Annotated in this window: 14 protein-coding genes; 5 read left to right on the top strand and 9 right to left on the bottom strand. The window is 46.5% G+C overall.

The features are described from left to right. Positions 1 to 39 precede the first annotated feature (39 nt). The 9 genes from JGK22_RS00230 to JGK22_RS00270 all read right to left on the bottom strand — a co-directional run bounded on the left by JGK22_RS00230 (position 40) and on the right by JGK22_RS00270 (position 11685). Positions 40 to 1119, bottom strand: coding sequence for a glycosyltransferase family 4 protein (locus JGK22_RS00230; RefSeq protein ID WP_293176556.1), 1080 nt, complete (start codon positions 1117 to 1119; stop codon positions 40 to 42). A 655-nt stretch (positions 1120 to 1774) separates the two neighbouring features. Then, a complete protein-coding gene (locus JGK22_RS00235; protein ID WP_293176558.1) occupies positions 1775 to 2251 on the bottom strand; it encodes a TerB family tellurite resistance protein in 477 nt (158 codons plus the stop codon). Positions 2252 to 2538: 287 nt separating this feature from the next. After that, positions 2539 to 4437 carry a M61 family metallopeptidase gene (locus JGK22_RS00240; protein WP_293176560.1) on the bottom strand — a complete coding sequence of 633 codons (1899 nt, stop codon included), beginning with the start codon at positions 4435 to 4437 and terminating at the stop codon, positions 2539 to 2541. Next, positions 4434 to 5114, bottom strand: coding sequence for a Crp/Fnr family transcriptional regulator (locus tag JGK22_RS00245; protein ID WP_293145897.1), 681 nt, complete (start codon positions 5112 to 5114; stop codon positions 4434 to 4436). The genes JGK22_RS00240 and JGK22_RS00245 overlap by 4 nt, the downstream gene beginning before the upstream one ends. Positions 5115 to 5645: 531 nt before the next feature. Further along, positions 5646 to 6530: an inositol monophosphatase family protein gene (locus tag JGK22_RS00250; protein ID WP_293205124.1), complete on the bottom strand. Its 885-nt coding sequence runs from the start codon at positions 6528 to 6530 to the stop codon at positions 5646 to 5648. Between the two features lie 286 nt (positions 6531 to 6816). Beyond that, the gene (locus JGK22_RS00255) at positions 6817 to 8742 is read right to left on the bottom strand and encodes an alpha-amylase family glycosyl hydrolase (RefSeq protein ID WP_293176564.1); all 1926 of its coding nucleotides are present in this window, start codon (positions 8740 to 8742) and stop codon (positions 6817 to 6819) included. Positions 8743 to 8994: 252 nt separating this feature from the next. Continuing rightward, positions 8995 to 9900, bottom strand: a complete 906-nt coding sequence (locus JGK22_RS00260; RefSeq protein WP_293189215.1) for an Rpn family recombination-promoting nuclease/putative transposase — start codon at positions 9898 to 9900, stop codon at positions 8995 to 8997. A gap of 218 nt (positions 9901 to 10118) precedes the next feature. Then, on the bottom strand, positions 10119 to 10982 hold the full coding sequence (locus JGK22_RS00265; RefSeq protein WP_293198187.1) for an Npun_R2479 family HD domain-containing metalloprotein: 864 nt from the start codon (positions 10980 to 10982) through the stop codon (positions 10119 to 10121). A gap of 388 nt (positions 10983 to 11370) precedes the next feature. Next, positions 11371 to 11685 carry a Mo-dependent nitrogenase C-terminal domain-containing protein gene (locus tag JGK22_RS00270; protein ID WP_293176570.1) on the bottom strand — a complete coding sequence of 105 codons (315 nt, stop codon included), beginning with the start codon at positions 11683 to 11685 and terminating at the stop codon, positions 11371 to 11373. Positions 11686 to 12002: 317 nt separating this feature from the next. Between JGK22_RS00270 and JGK22_RS00275 the strand changes: the two genes are divergently transcribed. From JGK22_RS00275 to JGK22_RS00295, 5 genes are all read left to right on the top strand, one after another. Then, positions 12003 to 12818 (top strand): cobyrinic acid a,c-diamide synthase, encoded by an 816-nt coding sequence (locus JGK22_RS00275; protein ID WP_293176572.1) that lies wholly within the window; start codon positions 12003 to 12005, stop codon positions 12816 to 12818. 370 nt (positions 12819 to 13188) lie between these two features. Beyond that, positions 13189 to 13506 (top strand): hypothetical protein, encoded by a 318-nt coding sequence (locus JGK22_RS00280; RefSeq protein ID WP_293176574.1) that lies wholly within the window; start codon positions 13189 to 13191, stop codon positions 13504 to 13506. Positions 13507 to 13567: 61 nt separating this feature from the next. Continuing rightward, positions 13568 to 14719 carry a glutamate--cysteine ligase gene (gene gshA / locus JGK22_RS00285; RefSeq protein ID WP_293176576.1) on the top strand — a complete coding sequence of 384 codons (1152 nt, stop codon included), beginning with the start codon at positions 13568 to 13570 and terminating at the stop codon, positions 14717 to 14719. A 241-nt stretch (positions 14720 to 14960) separates the two neighbouring features. After that, a complete protein-coding gene (locus tag JGK22_RS00290; RefSeq protein WP_293145927.1) occupies positions 14961 to 15422 on the top strand; it encodes a tRNA (cytidine(34)-2'-O)-methyltransferase in 462 nt (153 codons plus the stop codon). Positions 15423 to 16013: 591 nt separating this feature from the next. Beyond that, positions 16014 to 18437, top strand: a complete 2424-nt coding sequence (locus JGK22_RS00295) for a peptidoglycan DD-metalloendopeptidase family protein (protein ID WP_293198191.1) — start codon at positions 16014 to 16016, stop codon at positions 18435 to 18437. The last annotated feature ends 64 nt before the right edge of the window (positions 18438 to 18501 follow it).

Consider the following 18501-nt stretch of genomic DNA (forward strand, 5'->3'; position numbering starts at 1 on the left):
ATTTTTGTGGTCTTTTGTTGTGGTCAATTAAGAGTTTATTTAACTCAATTTTACAATAGACTTGAACCAGCGTTCAAAAAGATCGCCCGCGGCTCCTAAATTGTATTCTACCTCTGCTTGTCGCCGGCAAGCACTGCGGTCAATTTTGTCTAAACGGTCGATCGCACTTACCAAGCCATTTACACTATCAGGTTCCACTAAAAAGCCCGTCAGCCCGTCTCGCACAATTTCCGCCGGCCCCCCGCGCTCGTAAGCAATCACAGGCACACCGCACGCTAAAGCCTCGATCGCCACATTTCCGAAAGCTTCCACCCAGCGCGGCGTCATCAACAATGCTCGGCACTGGCGGACTTGTTCTTGCATTTTGGTTGTTGTCAGAAACCCTAAATATTCTACCGGAGCATCCGGGTAATCTGTACAAATTTTGTGCCAATAATCCTCATCTTGCATTTTGCCCATAATTTTTAGGGGAATGCCTGTAATTTTTGCAGCCGCCACAGCATCTTCTAAGCCTTTTTCCGGGGCGATGCGGCCTAGCCAAGCTAATTTTGGTTCCGGTTGGCTGCAAAAGTCGTACAGCGATAAATCGATGCCGCCGTTTCCCACCAACTCGCACTCGCTAGCAAAGGCAAAGGTTTGGGCTTGGGTAAGGGTGCAAACTCCCAGCGTACCGGGAAATTTGGTGGCGATTTGTCCGGCGATGCGATCGAACGATCGCGACATGGAGCCCATACTGATAAAATGTGCGATCGGAGTGTTAAAAAATGGCGTCAAATAAAAAGGCAACCAATCGTAGGCAAAATTAACAATCAGATCCCAATCATCCTGAACTTGGCGAGCGTATTCCCACATATTTGCCAGCACAGAATCGGCAGGCATCACAATCGGATCGTGGTAATCTTGTGTTTGGGCAGTTACTTGCAAATCCCCCGCGATTTCGATGACTGGAATTGATTCTAAGACTGAACCTGCCGGCGCTACAACTGTTATTTTATGACCTCGGCGCTGCAATTCTTTAGCAATATTCAAGACTGTAAGTTCGACTCCGCCGCCCAACCCAGAACCGAGTTGACCTACAGAAGTTGATAGGAACAATAATTTTAAAGAGTTATTAGTCATTAGTTATTAGTTATTAGTTATTGGTTATTGCTTATTAGTTATTAGTTATTAGTTATTGGTTATTGGTTATTAGTTATTAGTCACTTACTTGAGAATATTCTCAACAATCATAAGATCGATCTTTACCCGAAGATGATATGGCCTTTCTCAAAAAAAGTGAGGTATGCCCTATGCCCTATGCCCTATGCCCTATGCCCTATGCCCTATGCCCTATGCCCTATGCCCTATACCCATGAGTACCTCTCTCTATTTTCTCCCTCTGTGTCCTCTGCGCCCTCTGCGGTTTAATCATTCTGGTACAGCCGGATTTGATCTTACACATCCGGGAGAATCAACAACTTTCCCTAACACTCTTGCACAACAATTGTTAGGTTACATTATTTGGGAAAAATTGTATAGCATTTATCAGAAAGATGAGGTATGACTGACTGCTTATATAACCGCTTAAACGAAGAGGGCTGAAGCCCAAACGAAGAGGGCTGAAGCCCAACAACGTACCTCACCTATCTGAGAAGGGCTATATTACCCAGTCCAAAAGTATTAAGTAAAAAAGACTTACCTATGGCGAATTATTCCCGGTTGCTCTTAAAAATTTCAGGTTTAGTAACTAGAAATACAGGAATCAACCAGGAATCAGCCGCGCGCCAGTCACAAACTAGCGTTTGATGAACTGTTCTAATTTGTGAGCTATCTTCTCTATAATTCCCTCCGAAGTATGTGTCGCCGATGATGCTTCTGCTTCAATACGCTTGACAGCATCTTCTGGAAGATTCAGCAACTGCACTAATTTTTGATAAGCTGCGGCTTCGTCAGAGTTAATGTTTGGTTCGTCGGGAGTGCGAGAACTAGATGCAATCACTTCATAGCCGAGTTGCAAGACTAATTCTTTTTCCTCTTGAGTTTCTAGTTGGTGAATCAGCTCATCAAGGGGAATATTTTGCATGATGTAATCCCGCAGTTCCTGTTGCATTTGTTGGGCGTCGTCATCTGCGGCAAACAAACGGCAAAAGCGATCGAGCATTAAATTAACTTCTTCTGTTGCGAGTTCGCCATCAGCCCAGGCCATAGAGGAAACGATTCGCAGCAGGTTCATCTGGCGAGGCGTAATTGATGGAGGAGGTGGGGTTTGCATAATTAAAATTGGTGATTGCTAATGGGTTATTTGTTATGAGTTATTTGTTACTGGTTATTGCTGATTTTTTATGTCATATCCGGTGAGACAACCATCATAAAAGTCTTTTTTAGTAAGGACTTGAGTCCTTCCCGATTGGCCTATAGTTTTGCAGTGAGGACGAGCGCTCTCAGTACAAAATTTATGATAGGTAATTAACCGGACACAATCTTATTGGTTATTAAAACTAACAAATAACAACCAACAAGTAACAAGTAACAAATAACAACTAACTACTAACAATGATGTCACAAATTCGACAGAGGAACACCCAGCCATCCAGTAAAGTTTTGTTTCTGAATAGTGCTTGGCCGATCGACTGGTACGATCGAATAACGGCCGGGGCGCGGCTGGGCGAGAGTAACAGAACAAGTCCGCAGTTCGTCTTGATGAAAAACTGTCACTTCTACCGTGTCCCCCGGCTGATAGTCTTTCAGCCTCTCTGCCACTTGTTCGGCATTTACTCGAAAACCTGCGATCGCCAGCAACTCGTCTCCAGCGTCAATTCCGGCCAATTGTGCCGGAGATCCTGCTTCGACAAATTTAACCATTTGCCGCCCGTTTTCCGCTCCCAACGTCCAACCCATCCGAGGCGTTTGCTCGCTTTCATCTACCCAAATTTGTAGCCCGAAAGGTTCCAGATATTCGTTATAAGGCAACTCTTCTGTGCCGTCTACATAGCGCGCAAAAAAGTCACTCAAATCCATGCCGGCTACAGACTCGATCGCACTTTGCAACTCTTCGGGAGTAAAGCCTATTTCTGCCGTCCGCGAGCGAGCATTTAACTTACCATTTGATGTCAGATACGCAGGCTTTGCCTCTGTTCCCGACTTCTGGTCAAAATCTTCATTTTCAGGAGAACAACCGCCAAACTGCTGCCACATCAAACGCATCACATCGTCGAGCGATCGCGCGTTGCCGTGTTTAGCTCGAATCAACAAATCCAGCAGAAACGAAACTAATTCCCCTTTCAAATAATAGGAAATCTGCGAATTATCGCTATTAGCATCCCTCCGATAAAGTTTAATCCAAGCATCCCAACTCGACTCGCTCGCAGGCTGCACGTTCCGCCCCGGAGTCGTCTGCAAGCGAGTGATTTCTTTGGCAAGATTTTGGAAATAACCTTTCACGCCATAGAGACCCGCTCGAAAAGGAATTAGCAAATCGTAATAACTGGTCGTGCCTTCAGAGAACCATAAAGAAGGAGTATAATTCTCTTGTTCGTAGTCAAATATTTCGAGAGCTTTCGGTCGAATGCGCTTGACATTCCAGAGGTGAAAAAACTCGTGAGCCACCAATTGAATGAACCGTTCGTACTTGTCCTTGTTCCGAAAACCAAAACGCGAATAGTTAAGAGTGCAACTATCCTTGTGTTCCAATCCGCCAAAACCAGAGCCAGACAAATGCAACAAAAACACATAGCGGTCGTAAGGCAAACCGCCGAACATTTCTGCTTCTACCTCAATGACTTTCTTGATATCTTGAATTGCCCGTTCTGGTTCTAAATTGCCTTGTCCCCAAACTACAAGCTGATGGGGTTTTCCCATCACTTCAAAATCGTAGGACTCGTGACAGCCAATCTCAAAAGGACTATCGACAAGGGTGTCAAAATCCGCAGCAGCGAAAGTAAAATCTTCCCCAGAAACAGGCGGCAAAGTAGTAACTGTGCGCCATTCCGGCTGCGGTGGCACCACTGTCACCGTATAGCAGTTGCGCTCAAAACCGGGCAAGAAAAAGCACAGAGCCGCTGGATTAAAATAACCGTGAGTCGAGTCTAAATGATTGGTTCGTACTGTCAGTTCGTTGGCAAAAATCCGGTAGCAAACCGTGACATCTGACACTGAATTTGTCTCGATTTGCCAGTGATTTTTGCTAATCTTGCGCCAAAGTAAAGCTCGATCGCCTCCTAGCGATCGAAAATCTTGCAGGTGGCGGGCGTACTCTCGAACCAAGTAAGAACCGGGAGTCCAGACAGGCATTTTTAAATCCAGCACCGGCTCCGACCAACCCTGCACGCGCAAAGTCACTTCAAACAGGTGGGATTCAGGATTGGGCATCGCCACCGAATAGTGAATGGTCGGTGCTGTTAGTTGTCCGATCGCGCGATCGGCAGCGGACGAGGTATCCTCATAAGTGACATCGGTCATTGACTTGCCAAATTCATCAAGTGCTTGAGGTTGATCAAATGGATAGTTTGGTGCTCTGGATCGATTTTGATCCAGCCTTTACTATCTAGTTTTTCCATAATTTTGCTGGTTTCATCTAGGGCGATACCTGTCACGTCAGCTAAATCTTCATAAGGGATATTGAAGATATCTCTGCCCTCAGCAGTTTTCTGACCGTAGTTTTCTCCCAGCTCAACTAAAGTATTTGCTAGTTTAACCGCTGGCTGGCGGTTCTGGAGTTGAGAGCGGAGATTGGTTTGGCGCAGGCGCCGCACCATCAGTTGCAGCATCCGGTGATGCAATTGCGGATCTTTAAACAGGGTTTGGATAAATCGCTGAGCCGTGACACTGATCAGCCGCACGGGCGATAGAGCAAGTACGTCATTCGATCGGGGAGATTCATCAAGAATGGCCATTTCGCCGAAGAAAGCTCCCCGTCCTAAAATAGCCATTGATACAGCTCGATCGTTTGACAGGCGGCGGACTTTGACCCAGCCCGACACAACAAAATAAATTGCGTTACCCCAAGAATCCTCCATCACCACAGCTCGGCCTGGGGGATACTCATGCTTAACGGCATTGGATAGCAGCCCTCCCAAGGTTTCTGGGTTAGCACCCTTAAATAGAGGGAACAGCTCACTGAAAGCTTCTGTCTTCATGCAAACTCGCGGAGGTGGGAAATTAGATTAGGCGACACCCAATAGCTAGGGAACGATCGCTGTTTGAGAAAACAAACAATCTGTTGCTGCTACATAAGATTGACACAAAGCGAACGAGACGCAAATCTCAGACACAGGCGAAACTTACTTCGTCTCATAGCTCCTTTGACATACCTCCTCTTCCTGAATGAGAGAGGATTCCTTAACGCTTCACAGACTAATGCTTGCAAGAAGCAAGTCTCACTCAGTCTCCACGTTCGTTTTAAGTCTCCCAATGCCCTAGGTTGACTTTTTGTTTTCCTCACAAGTCAAATGCTTGTATGCCTTCAGGGTTGGAGTCAACCATTGCCCCTCTAGCTGTCTAGGTGCGCTCTCACCGTAGCTGTTTCAACGTGTCTTGAGCCTGTAGACATTTCAATTTTAATGCAAAGCTGTCCTAGAACTATGGGGTTTAAAACCCAATTCTCCAATCAGGGTACAGGGGCCCGCTTCACCTAAAATTATGGGCAGATTTTTCAATCTTAAACGGGTTTACAGGCGTCCCACTGCCTGTTGAACTTTCCCCAACAGAGCTTCTATATAATCCGGCCAGCCGATCGCGATCGACTGCGTGTGGGCCAGAGACTCCGGCTCTATGGCGTCTGCCGTCCACCTCAGCGGTTGACCTTGCAAGTCGCAACAGACCAATCCGGCTGCCTTTGCTAGGGCCAGAGGGCCGGCGGTATCCCACACTTTAACTCTACCGTTGAAATACAGGTACAAACCGGCTCGACCTTGTATGATTTCCATAACTTTTAAGCCAAAGCTTCCCAGCGAGTAAAATTCTACTCCTGGGATGCTTTGGGCGATCGCCCCGGCATAGTTTTTCTGGTCTCTGTCGCCGAGAATAATTTTACAATTGAACGGTGTCGGAGCGGGGGGTTTGCAAAGGCCGATCGGCTGCGGCGAAGAGGTTCCCACAGTTTGGAACAATCCCCAATCTTTACCGCCAAAATACATTTGGTCAAAAGCCGGGGCGTAGATCCAGCCGGCCACCGGTTCCCCCTCCAACAGCAGCCCCACCATCACAGCGTAGTGCTGTTTTCCCTGAATAAATCCCTCCGTCCCGTCGAGGGGATCGATGCACCAGAGGCGCTGGTAATTTGCCTGGTAAGCTGCTCTGGAGGACGTGTTTTCCTCCGTGATCCTGCCATCTTCAGGAAACAAAGCGCTAAATGCTGCTGATAGTTTTCCGTCTAAGTAGCGATCGATACTCGTCACGTAGTCATCTGGGCCTTTCTCGGAAACTTCAAAAGGTTCCGCTGCAAGCTTGTGGGCTTCTTGACCGCACTCTCGGATGATGTAGCGAATTTTTTGGTCTTGCTCTGGAGAAATATACATCAGGTTAAACATAAATGCTTCAGCTAACTTCAGCATAAAAGCTTAAGTCATTGGAATCGAGCGATCGACCCCTGTGACTATTTTTGACTCTTACAAGATTGGCGCCCGGGTGTCAGCCCTAGGCGCAAAAATTAATTTGACGCACTACTTATGGCGATCAGATGCTCTTCGGCGCACCCTACTCATATCGTTTCCGGTTGCATGGGTATTATTCAAATTTCCCAACAGTCAACAATCAATAATCTATCGTTTCCGGTTGCATTGATATTGTTAAAATTTCCAAACTGTCAACTGTCAACTGTCAACTGTCAACTGTCAACTGTCAAGACTCCCGTCCCGAAACCCACTTATCGCGCCATTTCACAGTCCCTTCCGAAGCCAAAACCCAGCGCCGACAAACCAAATTTTCTCGCAGCGGCGACCTTCCTTCCCGCAGCAGCGCATACTTATAAGAAATCAACTTCCCCGCACTTTCATTAAAAGGAATTTCCCCAAACCAAGTATTAGTATTGATATACTCCAGCGGGTAAGCCTTACTAATATCCCAATTCCCCAATTCAGGACAATCTCCAACCACCACAATTCTTTCCCCAGGCTGACTTTTAACACTGTTAAGCTGAGCCCGCACAATAGTTTTCCCCTTAACTCGCTCTCCCACGCGGCTAAAAATCATTACTTCGCGATCGCCCAACTCCAAATTATACAGCATCCCGTCTTTAACTTCAAACTTGCGGCGCGATAAAACCTCCGTATGCTCTCCATCCGGCAACTCCGTATCAACCGCTTCAACAGTCACAGAATCGCCCCGATTCATCGCCACAAACACCACAGAATCGCGATAGCGGCGGACGTAACAATAAACATCAGCAGTTAGATATTTTTGCCACTGACTCCCCATCGAAATAGCAGGATTCAGCCGCCGCAACCCAGACAGCAACCGCACATCGCGGTAAATCGGCGAATCAGTATCCCACTTTTCCATCATCGGGCGGTTGTAAGGGTCATTTCCCCCTTCTGTATCATCGTGCAGGTACTGTTCAGTGCCGTAATAAAGGCACGGAATGCCACGACTTGTCATGATTAAATTTATCGCCAACCGGAGCATTTGTCGATCGGCATTCAACGACTGAAACCGCGGCATATCGTGGTTGTCAATAAAAGTAATCAACTCCGTCGCCCCGTAATAGCGGTGATCCAAATTCAGCACATCCTGAATTAACTGAAATCCGGCTTCCGCACCCTGTCCCAATACTTCTCGAATTGCCACGCACAGCCCAAAATCTAAAATAGTCATCCCCGACTCATTGACAAATTCCACAGAAAGGTCATTTCTAGGATCGCTGTAAATCCATTCCCCAAAGATGAAAACATCAGGTCTATGTGTCAAAATATCCGCAGTAAACTCTTGCCAAAACCAGATCGGCATATGCTTAACTGTATCAACCCGCAAAGCATCAACACCTCTATCTAGCCACTGTTTAATTGCTGACTTAATGTAACTGCGATAGGCAATATTGTTTTCATTGAAAGTAGCCAAGCCAGACAGTTCGCAGTTTTGAACTTGCCATTCATCTTCCCAATTTTGGACTTCTCCATAATGGTGATACCAGTTATCTTTGTCATCGTTAAAGTCAGCTATTTTGACACCATCATCGTAAAGCTCCCCTTTTTTTCCACTAAAATCTGGGTTGCTGTGATTGCAGACAATATCGAGTACAAGTTTCATTTTTCGCTGGTGCAACTCGTCTACTAATTTGTCAAATACGGTATCTTTAGTTTCTTGTGTTTGGTTGACAGAAGGATTATCACCTTTAGCAATAAATCGGGGATTTAGTCGTTTAAAATCTTTTGTCCAGTAGCCGTGAATCGCAGCTTGTTCGACAAATAATGCTTCTACTTGCTCAAAAAGCGGAGTCAGCCAAACTGCTGTAACACCCATATCTTTTAAGTAGTCGAGTTTGTCGATAACTCCCTGCAAGTCGCCGCCCCAATATTTGCCCCAATCTTTGCCTTCTGGATCGTAAAGTTCTGGGTTTGGGCCTGCATTATTTGCGGAGTCGCCGTCGTGGAAGCGATCGACTACAATGAAATAAATTGTTTCTTGGCGGAATTCAATATCTCTGGTGTACAGGAATTCTAAATCGAGTTCGGTTTCTGGCTTAACTTCTTCTACCAGAGAGTCAATTTTTTCTTCAGATTGGGTAGTTTCGTATTGAGATGAAGTTTGATTGGGAGTGACTGGTGTCATGAGATTTATTTTTTATACTGTAAGATTGGTCAGCTATTGGGAGTGAGAGTCGGAGATAGCTTTTCCCTCTGCCTGACTTTTACAGCATAATACGTAATTTACTCGTTTAATAAAATCTTCCTCTAGACAGATGGCAGAGTCGTCTATAGGTTCATAGTGATGACTTCAGTCCTCTCTCGTTGGATGAGGACTGAAGTCCTCACTACAAACCAATTTGATGTAGTTTGTAGTGAGGACTTCAGTCCTTCCTTCCTATTCCTCCCGCAAATTTTCGATATCTTCTACACTCAAACCAGTAGTTTGACTAATAGTTTGATTGTCAAGCACATTGAGAAGTTGCCTAGCAATTTCCAGAGCCTTTTCTCTCATTCCTAGCGCGAGTCCTTCTTCTCTGCCTTCTTCTCTGCCTTCTTCTCGCCCTTGTGCGAGTCCTTCTTCTCTGCCTTCTTGAATTCCCTTTCGCAAGATTCCCTGCTGATCCATAATATACCTCTCGCGATCTTCTAAATCTTTCAACTCTTCAGGATTCAAGTTAGTTTCATTAGCAATCGCAAAAGCTTGTTGTATTTCCGAGACATTTTCCATTGTTGACGGTACTACTTCCAAACTGGGGGCATTTTTCATAAAATAAACCCACTTGTCAGTCAAAGTTTCCAACTGATCCAATTGTTTGTTGAATTTCGGCAATTCAATAAATATCATTTCCATTCCTGGATCTGGATACTCAAATAAACGCTTTTTCTCCTTGAACACAAAGTGAGAAATTACTTCTCGGTCGTTTTCAAACATTTCAAAATCTGTAATGGTCAAAGCAATTACAGGTTTTAAGTTAAAGTAACCTTCACCGCGAATCAGTTGAGTAGAGTAAGTTTTTGCAGCATTATAAATCACCCGCTTCGCAAAAGATGCCACATTTAAAACTTGCATTTCGATAATTACAGTTTGACCTAATGCAAGCTTTGCTTTGACATCCAGGTAAGACTCTTTAAGATATGAGACTCTTGATGGTAAATACGGATCGATAATTTCTAAATCGGTGATGGTGGGATGGCCTTTGTAAATTAGGGCATTGAGAAAGCTGATCAATATTGGTTTGCTTTCCTTGCCACCGAATATTTTTTTGAAGGCGAAATCGGTTTTGGGGTTAATGAATCTCATGGTGATTTTTCTCTATTTCTTAAGAATTGAACGAGTCAATCTATCGAGCAATGACAATCAAAATATTTTAAAATTTGCTGGCGGCTGTGGGTATAGCTATATTTTACTATATGGCGATCGCCCAATCGAGCACAGTTCACAAGCTTAACATTAAATAGGACGATCGCCCTTTCGCTCGGATCAGCAACCAGAGCGCCCGCCCCAAGTCAACTCCAAGCCTAACTAACAGAAGCCACCTCCTCAACTCCCGCCTCAGAATGCTCCACCCGAAACACATTTGCGTTCAGATTAGCAACAATTTGTTTCCCCTGTTGCGTCAATTCTAAATAGCCGATCGCATCCTTGACATACCGATAAACCACATTCCAATAAAACTTAGGATACCCCTCCCGCAAATCCGCCGGATTGCAATACTTCAACACCTGATTTTGACCAGTCTCCTCAAATTCATAAAACAGCGCAGTCACCTTTTGCAAATATCGCGGATCGCTCAACTGACCAATTAAATCCGCCGCCCGCACCAAACCCGGATAATTCACAGTATCTTGATAGTCTTCATCCCGAGGAACCGGGAAACGAGTTAACTCAATATTCTGCTTAACCAGGTTGGCATCAATCAGTCTGTGACCCCCAAAGCGTTCCTCAACAAACATCTTTCCCCGATCGACATGATAAGGGGTCAAACTCGCATCAGTCGCCCCTCTCGGTAGCGTTAAATTCGTGTCACCTATTCCCGTCGCATACACTCCTAAATCTGTTCTATCTTGCCGACAAACACCCTTGACATACCCGATATCGTGACACAGCAAAGCAATGTGGAAATGCAGCCAATGTTCGCAGGAAACACCGCCCTCGCGGATGTGCTTCCCGCGCAGAATCTCTTGTCCCACCAATGTCACTAAAATAGTGTGTTCCACATTGTGGTAAAGAGCATCGCTATTAGCAATATTTTCCAAAGCCATATCGGCTACCCAAGCAATAATTTCGCCATAGTCAGATTTGAAGCCACCGTAGGTGTGCCGGTAGCCTTCAATTAGCCGATTTACAAAATCGTTAATTAGCAGTTCTGTTGCGTTAAACATATTCACTTCCATTAGGCAAAGTAATTTGTTAAATTATTGTTATATCTGTTGTTTTCGCTGCTACGGTTTGATATTATTGTTGACTTGACCGTAATGATGGAAGCCCGCTGTAATTTAAAAGCATCCAAAGCATCCACTGATATTAACGATTGTGGTCTAAATTGGCGATCGAACAATTGGCATAGTGCTGCACCCATAAATAATTGATAAGCTCTACAGCATTTAAATTGTATATTTCAATGCCTAATTAAAACGCCTCAAATGCTCTCCCCCTGTTTACCCGAAGAGCGAAGCTGTTATAGGTCTCTCCCCCTCTCCATCGACTATCATAGACAATCTAGATGCACTACGGTCGATCGATCGGCGATCGAGGTATGAAACCCCTCAATCAGCAGTACGGCGTTACATCTTCCCCGGATACATCAGCCAAAAACGACAGCGAGCGAAAACGCAACCCCACTAATTCTTCATATACAGGATTTAGCTTGCACATCGGGGGTATGTGGAAAAAATGGTGTCCGAATAACTGGATATTTCTCTCAAAAGGACACCGTGCGGGTATAACTTGGCACAACCACTTAGCTATTTGCCGATCGCCCACTGCAATGCTATCAAACCAGTGTCGCACTGGTTGAACGAGGATCTGGCCAAAACTTAAGTATCGGCACTGATTTTTAGGTAAAATACTTGTAGTCGAGTTCATGATTTTCCTCAGTAATCCGGATTAACAAAAAGTTATAAATCACCCTGATTACATCATCAACCAAACCCACCGTTATCCCAGTGACGTGAATAATTATTTCCTGTGACACTCGCGGCCCAAAAATGTGATATATAAAGTTCATAGTTGTGATAGTAAGTCCGCAAAAATGTGAGACAGATCACCGCCTTTACCCGCTAAATCCTGTATCCTTAGAGGTATATAAAAAAATTACATAAGTGGTAACTGCCGGCCTCTACTTTACTGTACTTACCTGCCATATATTACCCGGTCAATTAACTAATACAAGGTTTCAGGCAATGATTAAACAAAAATATAAATATGCCGACCTTTCTCAACGTCCCCACACAGATACCGTGCTGGAAAAACTCCCTGTAGAAGTTAAGGAGTGGGCAGAAAGCTTGCCTTGGAACCAGCGACGCTACGTTTTGTCCCTCTCCTACATATTGTGTGCATCTACTCCCGATTTTCAAGCCAAATTTTTAGATGAGTACACAGCCGACGGCTTAGTCTCAAAAATGTTTGAAGATGTAGATACTCTACACCGAGTTAAAGAGTATTTAATCAGATTCCGAGTCAAAAAAGAATTAAACGAATCTGATTTAAGAAGCTACATCAAACAATTTTATATCCACTCATCTCAACAAGCGCTCCGGGAAACAGACCAATATTTAGAATCTGCACTGCGTTTCGTATTGAGTACAGAAGAACGGAATAATGTTTTTAACTACATTTTGGGTTTTGAATTTATTAAAATTGTGTTTCAAATGAGTTGGTTGCAACACGAAAGATTAGCCAGACTTCAAAAAAATCAGTCGCAGTTTATTGAAAGCTATATCAAGCCAATTCAACACGCACACAAAATTAATGCCATAATTGTACCGAAAGATGAGAGAATCTTTTTTGCTAGACGCGCTTATTACGTTCAACAGCCTAACATTTCTTACACAAAACTTATCGAGTTAGTCATGGCTACTTTTACTACAGAAATGGTGACTCACTGCGGATTTTCGATCAGCCGCCACTCTCAAGCTATGCGCTTTGACTGCGATTACATTTACGATCCCCAACCAGAAGAAGCAAGATTTCCTACTGACTTGCAATTTATGAATTGACTCTACGCAGTAAAGTGTATGCTCCGCGTAAACCCTAGGTTGCTTTTTCTCTTTACTTTTAGTTTCGCGTTGCGCCCAGGATAGTTTTTGGAGCATCGGACTTCTAGTTTGCAGTTTAAAACCGGTTGTTCAGCCTGACTTTCTCTAAAATGGGACGGCTTTATCAATTGGCCTTACGCTTGCGTTTGTTCAATTTCAAACCAGCTAACTATCACTCCCGCTAACGGAATAGCCAGAAATATTCCTAAAATTCCTGTCGCTCTCGCGCCTACTCACAGTGCAAAAAATACGACTACCGGATTGAGGTTAAGCGGATTTTGCTTGAGTCTCGGATGAATAAAGTTATCTTGAAATAGTTGACAGTTGATAGTTGACCTGTGACAGAAAGAAGAGGGAAGAAGGAACAGCGAAGAGGGAAGAATGCAGTGCTTTCTCACTTCTGTCTGTGGTAAGGGTGGGTTCTGTTTACGATAAGTACGATCGCGCCCCGAATGCCGCATCAAACACAAAGGCGATCGCACAAACAGCCTTTGACACCCGAAAACCGCCTCGGAAACTCTTGGCGGTGCCAGCATTTGCCGCTTTGGGTGCCGCAACTAACACACAAACGCTCAAACAAAGCTGGCGCCCAAATACCCGGTTTCAGTCCCAGCCTCCAAAAATTTTAACTCTGCCTTGTGGCAGATAGTACGAACAGCTCAATTTTTGGGATACTAGAAATTAGCACTCAACTTAGCTGAGGAACAAACGTGCTGCTATCAAAAGGCTTTGAAGTAGAAATGTATACCGGCACGCCCGAAGGTGAGGTTGTCGGTCTCTCCGATCGCATAGTCGCCGATCTAGAGGGATTTGTGCGGGAGCCTGATAGTCGCAATGTGGAGTACACGACGGCCCCGCTGTGCAGCTACGATCGCCTGCTGTGCGCCCTAGTCAAGCCGCGAGTCCGGCTGCGCGAGTATCTCAAACAGTTGGGCGACTATACCTTGCTCCCGGGAAGTACGCTATCTCTCGGTGGGAGCGATCGATTTTACCGATCGGATCCCAACAACCCCTATCACACCTACATCGAGCAAACCTACGGCACCAAAGTCGTCACTGCCAGCATTCACATCAACATCGGCATCTCCGAACCAGAAATGCTGATGCGCGCCATCCGCCTCGCCCGCGTCGAAGCACCGCTATACTTGGCATTGAGCGCTTCTTCCCCGTTCCTCGACGGCGAAGTCACGGGCTATCATTCTACCCGGTGGGGTTTGTTTCCCAAAACTCCCGCGATCGTCCCCCTGTTTGAAAGTCACAAGCATTACATCCAGTGGACTGAAGAACAGCTAGAACTCGGCAGTATGCAAAACGTCCGCCATTTGTGGTCTGCTGTGCGGCCAAATGGCGATCGTCGCCCCTACTGTCTCAACCGCCTCGAATTGAGAATTTGCGATCTTGAAGTCAATCCTCTGGCTTTGTTGGCCATCACTGCCTTGCTAGAAGCTCGTATTTGGCAGATGATGGAAGACCCCGGCTTAGACCCCTTAGCACTCAGCACCTTACCGGCCGCCACCCGCAATCAAGACTTAGTTGCCCTCACCGACGCCAACGAAATTGCTGCATCCCGGCAAAGTTTGGATGCCGAACTCACTCACTGGCAAGACGGCAGAAAGATTTTGGCGCGAGATTGGATTGAGGAAATTTACCAGGAAGTCTGGCCGATCGCCAAAAAACGTGGCTTTAGTTGCTTTCTCTCGCCGCTCAAAAAGATTCTCCGGGAAGGCAACACCGCCCAACAGTGGTTGAAACTGTATGAGGGCGGTTTGGATGCGCGCACGATTATTCTGCAAGGGATTGATGGCATGGCTCACCAGGAATGGGAGCTGGAAGACAATTTGTGCGGCCAGTTAGTCGCTTGAACAGTAGCAGTGCAAAACAAATCAGAATATTTAATCAATGGCAGCCGGCACCTGTTATAAATAAAAGCTATGAATAGTATCTACCTTTGGGTAGATTTCTAAATGTGCCAATAGCTGTATTTTTTGCTTTGATAGCAACTGCCAAGACGTGTTTAATCGCTGAAACCATTGCTATCCTTGGGGCGATGGGGGCTGTCAACTGTCCCAGGTCAACTGTCAACTGTCAACTGTTTAAAGCTTCATGCCCCAACTTGTCTTGATTCACCCGCAAATTCCCCCGAATACTGGCAATATCGCCCGCACTTGCGCTGCCACAGGCACGACATTACATTTAGTCGGCCCGCTGGGGTTTGAAATTAGCGATCGCTACCTGAAAAGGGCCGGCTTAGATTATTGGCCCTATGTCAATCTCCACTGTCACGAAGACTTAGCTGCTTTTGAGATATTTCAGCAGGAGCGAGGAGGGCGAACGATCGGATTCAGCACTGGTGGACGATGCAGTTATACCCAATTCCAATTTCAGCCCAGCGACTGGTTGATGTTTGGCTCAGAAACTGTCGGCATTCCTAAATTGGTCTTGGATGCCTGCGATGCCACAGTTTTTATTCCCATGAGCCAGCCTGGAGTCAGGAGTTTGAATCTCTCTGTCAGCGCCGCTGTAGGTTTATTTGAGGCTAAACGACAGTTGGGCGAACTCGGATAAATCGCGATCGACAGATACATACATATATAGATATTTAATAGCTGTCGGGTACAACCAACTTTCGCTTTAAATATAAGAAATTTGTATCAAAGCGGTGAAAATCTAGATAGCGGAGATTAATATATTTTATTCATCCAAAAACAGATTGTTATCAGTAATACCAAATTAGTCGCTGCGAGGATGTAGCCACAAAAACAGAGGATTTCAGCGATTTAAGGCGCCAGGGATCGCCTGATTGTGCCTGAAGGCTATTGATATCTAGTGAATATACGGTTGTAGGTTGTCCGGAAATTAGCATAGAGTCGGACAATAGGTGAGAGTCTTAGCCTGTGCGGGAACGGATATTTTATGTATTCGTTCCAACTATTGCGGTGTAAGGCTTGTGGGGTGTAATTGCAGCGGGTTTGACCGAGAATTTAAAAAATTATTACGGTTCGAGCTTGTCTAAATTAAAAAAGCAAGGTAATCTTGCCTAAGCACGATCGCTTTCAACAATCAGAATATTTTTGGTTGTTGATTTAAATTCAGCATCATGCAATCCCTTGAGTGTTTCCAAGGACAGTTAGCGCTTCTCAGTAGGAGGTCGTTTTTTTGAAACGAACATATCCCCAAAAAAATAAGCCTGTTCAGGCTAGTGAAATCGACAGAGACGGTTCTGCGGAACCGTCCAAGCAGACAACGCTCAGCACAGGCTCCTTTCGCTCTCTCGCCACGATCGGGCTGGCAATATCGGTAGGTGCTTCTGGCATCCTGCTGCCGAGAAACGGAGACAGCGCTCGCGCGTCTGAACTCACACCGACAGCAGAATCGACCGTTGAATTAAAGCCTGTATCGACCAACGGGCCCGCTACCACCGGACAAGTTGACGGCTCCTCAGCCGAACAGGCAGGGGTTAAGGTTCAGCAGGGACAAACCCTTTGGGATCTGTCTCGGGACTATGAAATTGAACCGAAGGCACTAGCAACTGCCAACGGCATCAAACCCGATACCGCACTCCAAGTCGGCCAAGAACTCAGAATTCCGGAGGCTCTAGAAGCCTCGCCACAAGAGAACCCTGGCAATACTGCCACAGTCAATCCAGAACAAAAATTAAATCTAACTGGCTCCGAGTCGTTGGATAGTGCAGCCCAGTACGGTCAGTCAACGGAAGCGCCAGATATGGCGACGACTGTACCGACACAAAGCTCGATCGACAGCCCGAACGCAGACGGGGCGATCGACAGTTTGAAAAAACAGGAAAACCGCACTACAGCATCAGGTCGGCCCCTGTTGGACTCTGAGGTGGGACCAAATTCATCTACACCTGCTGTACCGACGCTGGCATCCCCGGAATATGCCACCTCGCCAGCAATTCCTGACCTCAGGGCCACACCTGTAATTCCCAATGCCTCGGTGGGTCAAGCAGCATCGCCCGATCGATCGTTGGAGTTCATTGAACAGTCTCTCGCAACACCTAGTTTGCCCTCCGCTGTGGTAGTGTCCCCAGCAGGCAGTAGCGCAGGGCCAGCCCAGGGGCTCTACAACGTGCGCCCGGGAGATACGTTAGATGCGATCGCCTCTAATTACCGGGTATCGCCCAAAGAGCTGATCGCCATCAACAAGCTGGGCAATCCCAACTTGCTGAATGTCAATCAACGGCTGAAAATTCCCAACGTTCGGTCAAATAATCCAGCGGTGCAGGCGGCAGCATCTGATTCTGCCTCTAACTCTACATCTGTCTGGTCGGCGACTTCGGTTCCCGCATCTTTGAACCCCAGTTCGTCTACCTCGGAAATAACCAGTGCTGGCGTTGCAGCACCCGCCCCAAAAGTGGCCGTTGTCTCTCCCTTGGCGAACTTGGAAGGTCTGAACAATATTTCAGCGCCGATGGTTCCCAAAATTAACAGCATTCCGCTAACTCAAGTTTCTCAAACCATTAGCGACAACAGAAAGCTGGAACTTCAAGGCGAACCAACATTTACAGGTGCCGTTGACACCAGCGCCCTGCCCCAGCCAGCAAGTGCAACTGCTACCAACCTCGCTGCTGCATACCCGCAGCCTTTCGGTTTGCAAAATGTTAGCGCCCAGGGTTTAAATCCCGCTCCCACGAACGCTGTAATTGAGTCGAATGCGGAGGATCTACCCACCGCTACCGCTCTCAACCCTTATTCCGAACGCTTGAGAGCAGAAGTTGTCAGACTGCGAGAGGAATATCGCGCCGAGCGCAATTCGATCGGGGCAAATGCGGTTTCCCTGGCTCCAACTGAGGGCCCAGAAGCGAAACTCGCCTCCAACCCGTCTGAAGAACTCCCAAGCGTCAATCCCGACCTCTACACCCCCGAATACGCTGGAGCGGTGCAGAATGAAATCGGCAGACCGCCGTCGAGAGGGTGGTCCCAGGAAGTTCAGAAACAGCAGCAAGAGCGTTTCGATCCCGCTCGTGCAGCCGAACTGCAACCGATCAACCTAACGCCTACCTCTACTCAAGAACGGCCGGTGGTAGCAACTGCTCCTTTGGGTTCCGAGGGTTATGACCCCCTGAGCAACCCGTCTTTGGGACGCATGGTTTCTCCAGAACTGCCTCCACTTTCGGGCGCTGATACTTATCTGCCTAACGGCGGCGGCAAACAGCAGTCGGCTAACGGATTGATTTGGCCGGCTAAGGGCGTTCTCACTTCTGGCTACGGCTGGCGCTGGGGACGGATGCACAAGGGAATTGATATTGCAGGGCCGATCGGCACGCCAATTGTGGCCGCCGACAGCGGGGTGGTTACCTATGCAGAGTGGAATGACGGAGGGTACGGCTATCTGGTGGAAATTACCCATCCAGACGGATCAGAAACGATCTACGCCCACAACAACCGAATTTTGGTTAAAAAGGGTCAGCAGGTCGATCGCGGCGAACAGATTGCAGAAATGGGCAGCACCGGCTTCAGTACCGGGCCGCACTTGCACTTTGAAATCCATCCCGCCGGACAGGGTGCTGTCAATCCAATGGCTTTTCTGCCTAACGATACGTCCAGTGCTTCTCGATAACGACTGGTCTCAAGTTATGGGTTTTGAATCATTACCAAAACTCATAACTTAGATCGGAAGGTAT

Source organism: Microcoleus sp. PH2017_08_TRC_O_A (assembly GCF_020738665.1).
GTDB lineage: Bacteria > Cyanobacteriota > Cyanobacteriia > Cyanobacteriales > Microcoleaceae > Microcoleus.

Excerpts from the sequence above, each read along its gene's own strand:
- JGK22_RS00230 (WP_293176556.1), bottom strand. The coding sequence starts at position 1,119 with ATGACTAATAACTCTTTAAAATTATTGTTCCTATCAACTTCTGTAGGT.
- JGK22_RS00235 (WP_293176558.1), bottom strand. The coding sequence starts at position 2,251 with ATGCAAACCCCACCTCCTCCATCAATTACGCCTCGCCAGATGAACCTG.
- JGK22_RS00240 (WP_293176560.1), bottom strand. The coding sequence starts at position 4,437 with ATGACCGATGTCACTTATGAGGATACCTCGTCCGCTGCCGATCGCGCG.
- JGK22_RS00245 (WP_293145897.1), bottom strand. The coding sequence starts at position 5,114 with ATGAAGACAGAAGCTTTCAGTGAGCTGTTCCCTCTATTTAAGGGTGCT.
- JGK22_RS00250 (WP_293205124.1), bottom strand. The coding sequence starts at position 6,530 with ATGCTGAAGTTAGCTGAAGCATTTATGTTTAACCTGATGTATATTTCT.
- JGK22_RS00255 (WP_293176564.1), bottom strand. The coding sequence starts at position 8,742 with ATGACACCAGTCACTCCCAATCAAACTTCATCTCAATACGAAACTACC.
- JGK22_RS00260 (WP_293189215.1), bottom strand. The coding sequence starts at position 9,900 with ATGAGATTCATTAACCCCAAAACCGATTTCGCCTTCAAAAAAATATTC.
- JGK22_RS00265 (WP_293198187.1), bottom strand. The coding sequence starts at position 10,982 with ATGTTTAACGCAACAGAACTGCTAATTAACGATTTTGTAAATCGGCTA.
- JGK22_RS00270 (WP_293176570.1), bottom strand. The coding sequence starts at position 11,685 with ATGAACTCGACTACAAGTATTTTACCTAAAAATCAGTGCCGATACTTA.
- JGK22_RS00275 (WP_293176572.1), top strand. The coding sequence starts at position 12,003 with ATGATTAAACAAAAATATAAATATGCCGACCTTTCTCAACGTCCCCAC.
- JGK22_RS00290 (WP_293145927.1), top strand. The coding sequence starts at position 14,961 with ATGCCCCAACTTGTCTTGATTCACCCGCAAATTCCCCCGAATACTGGC.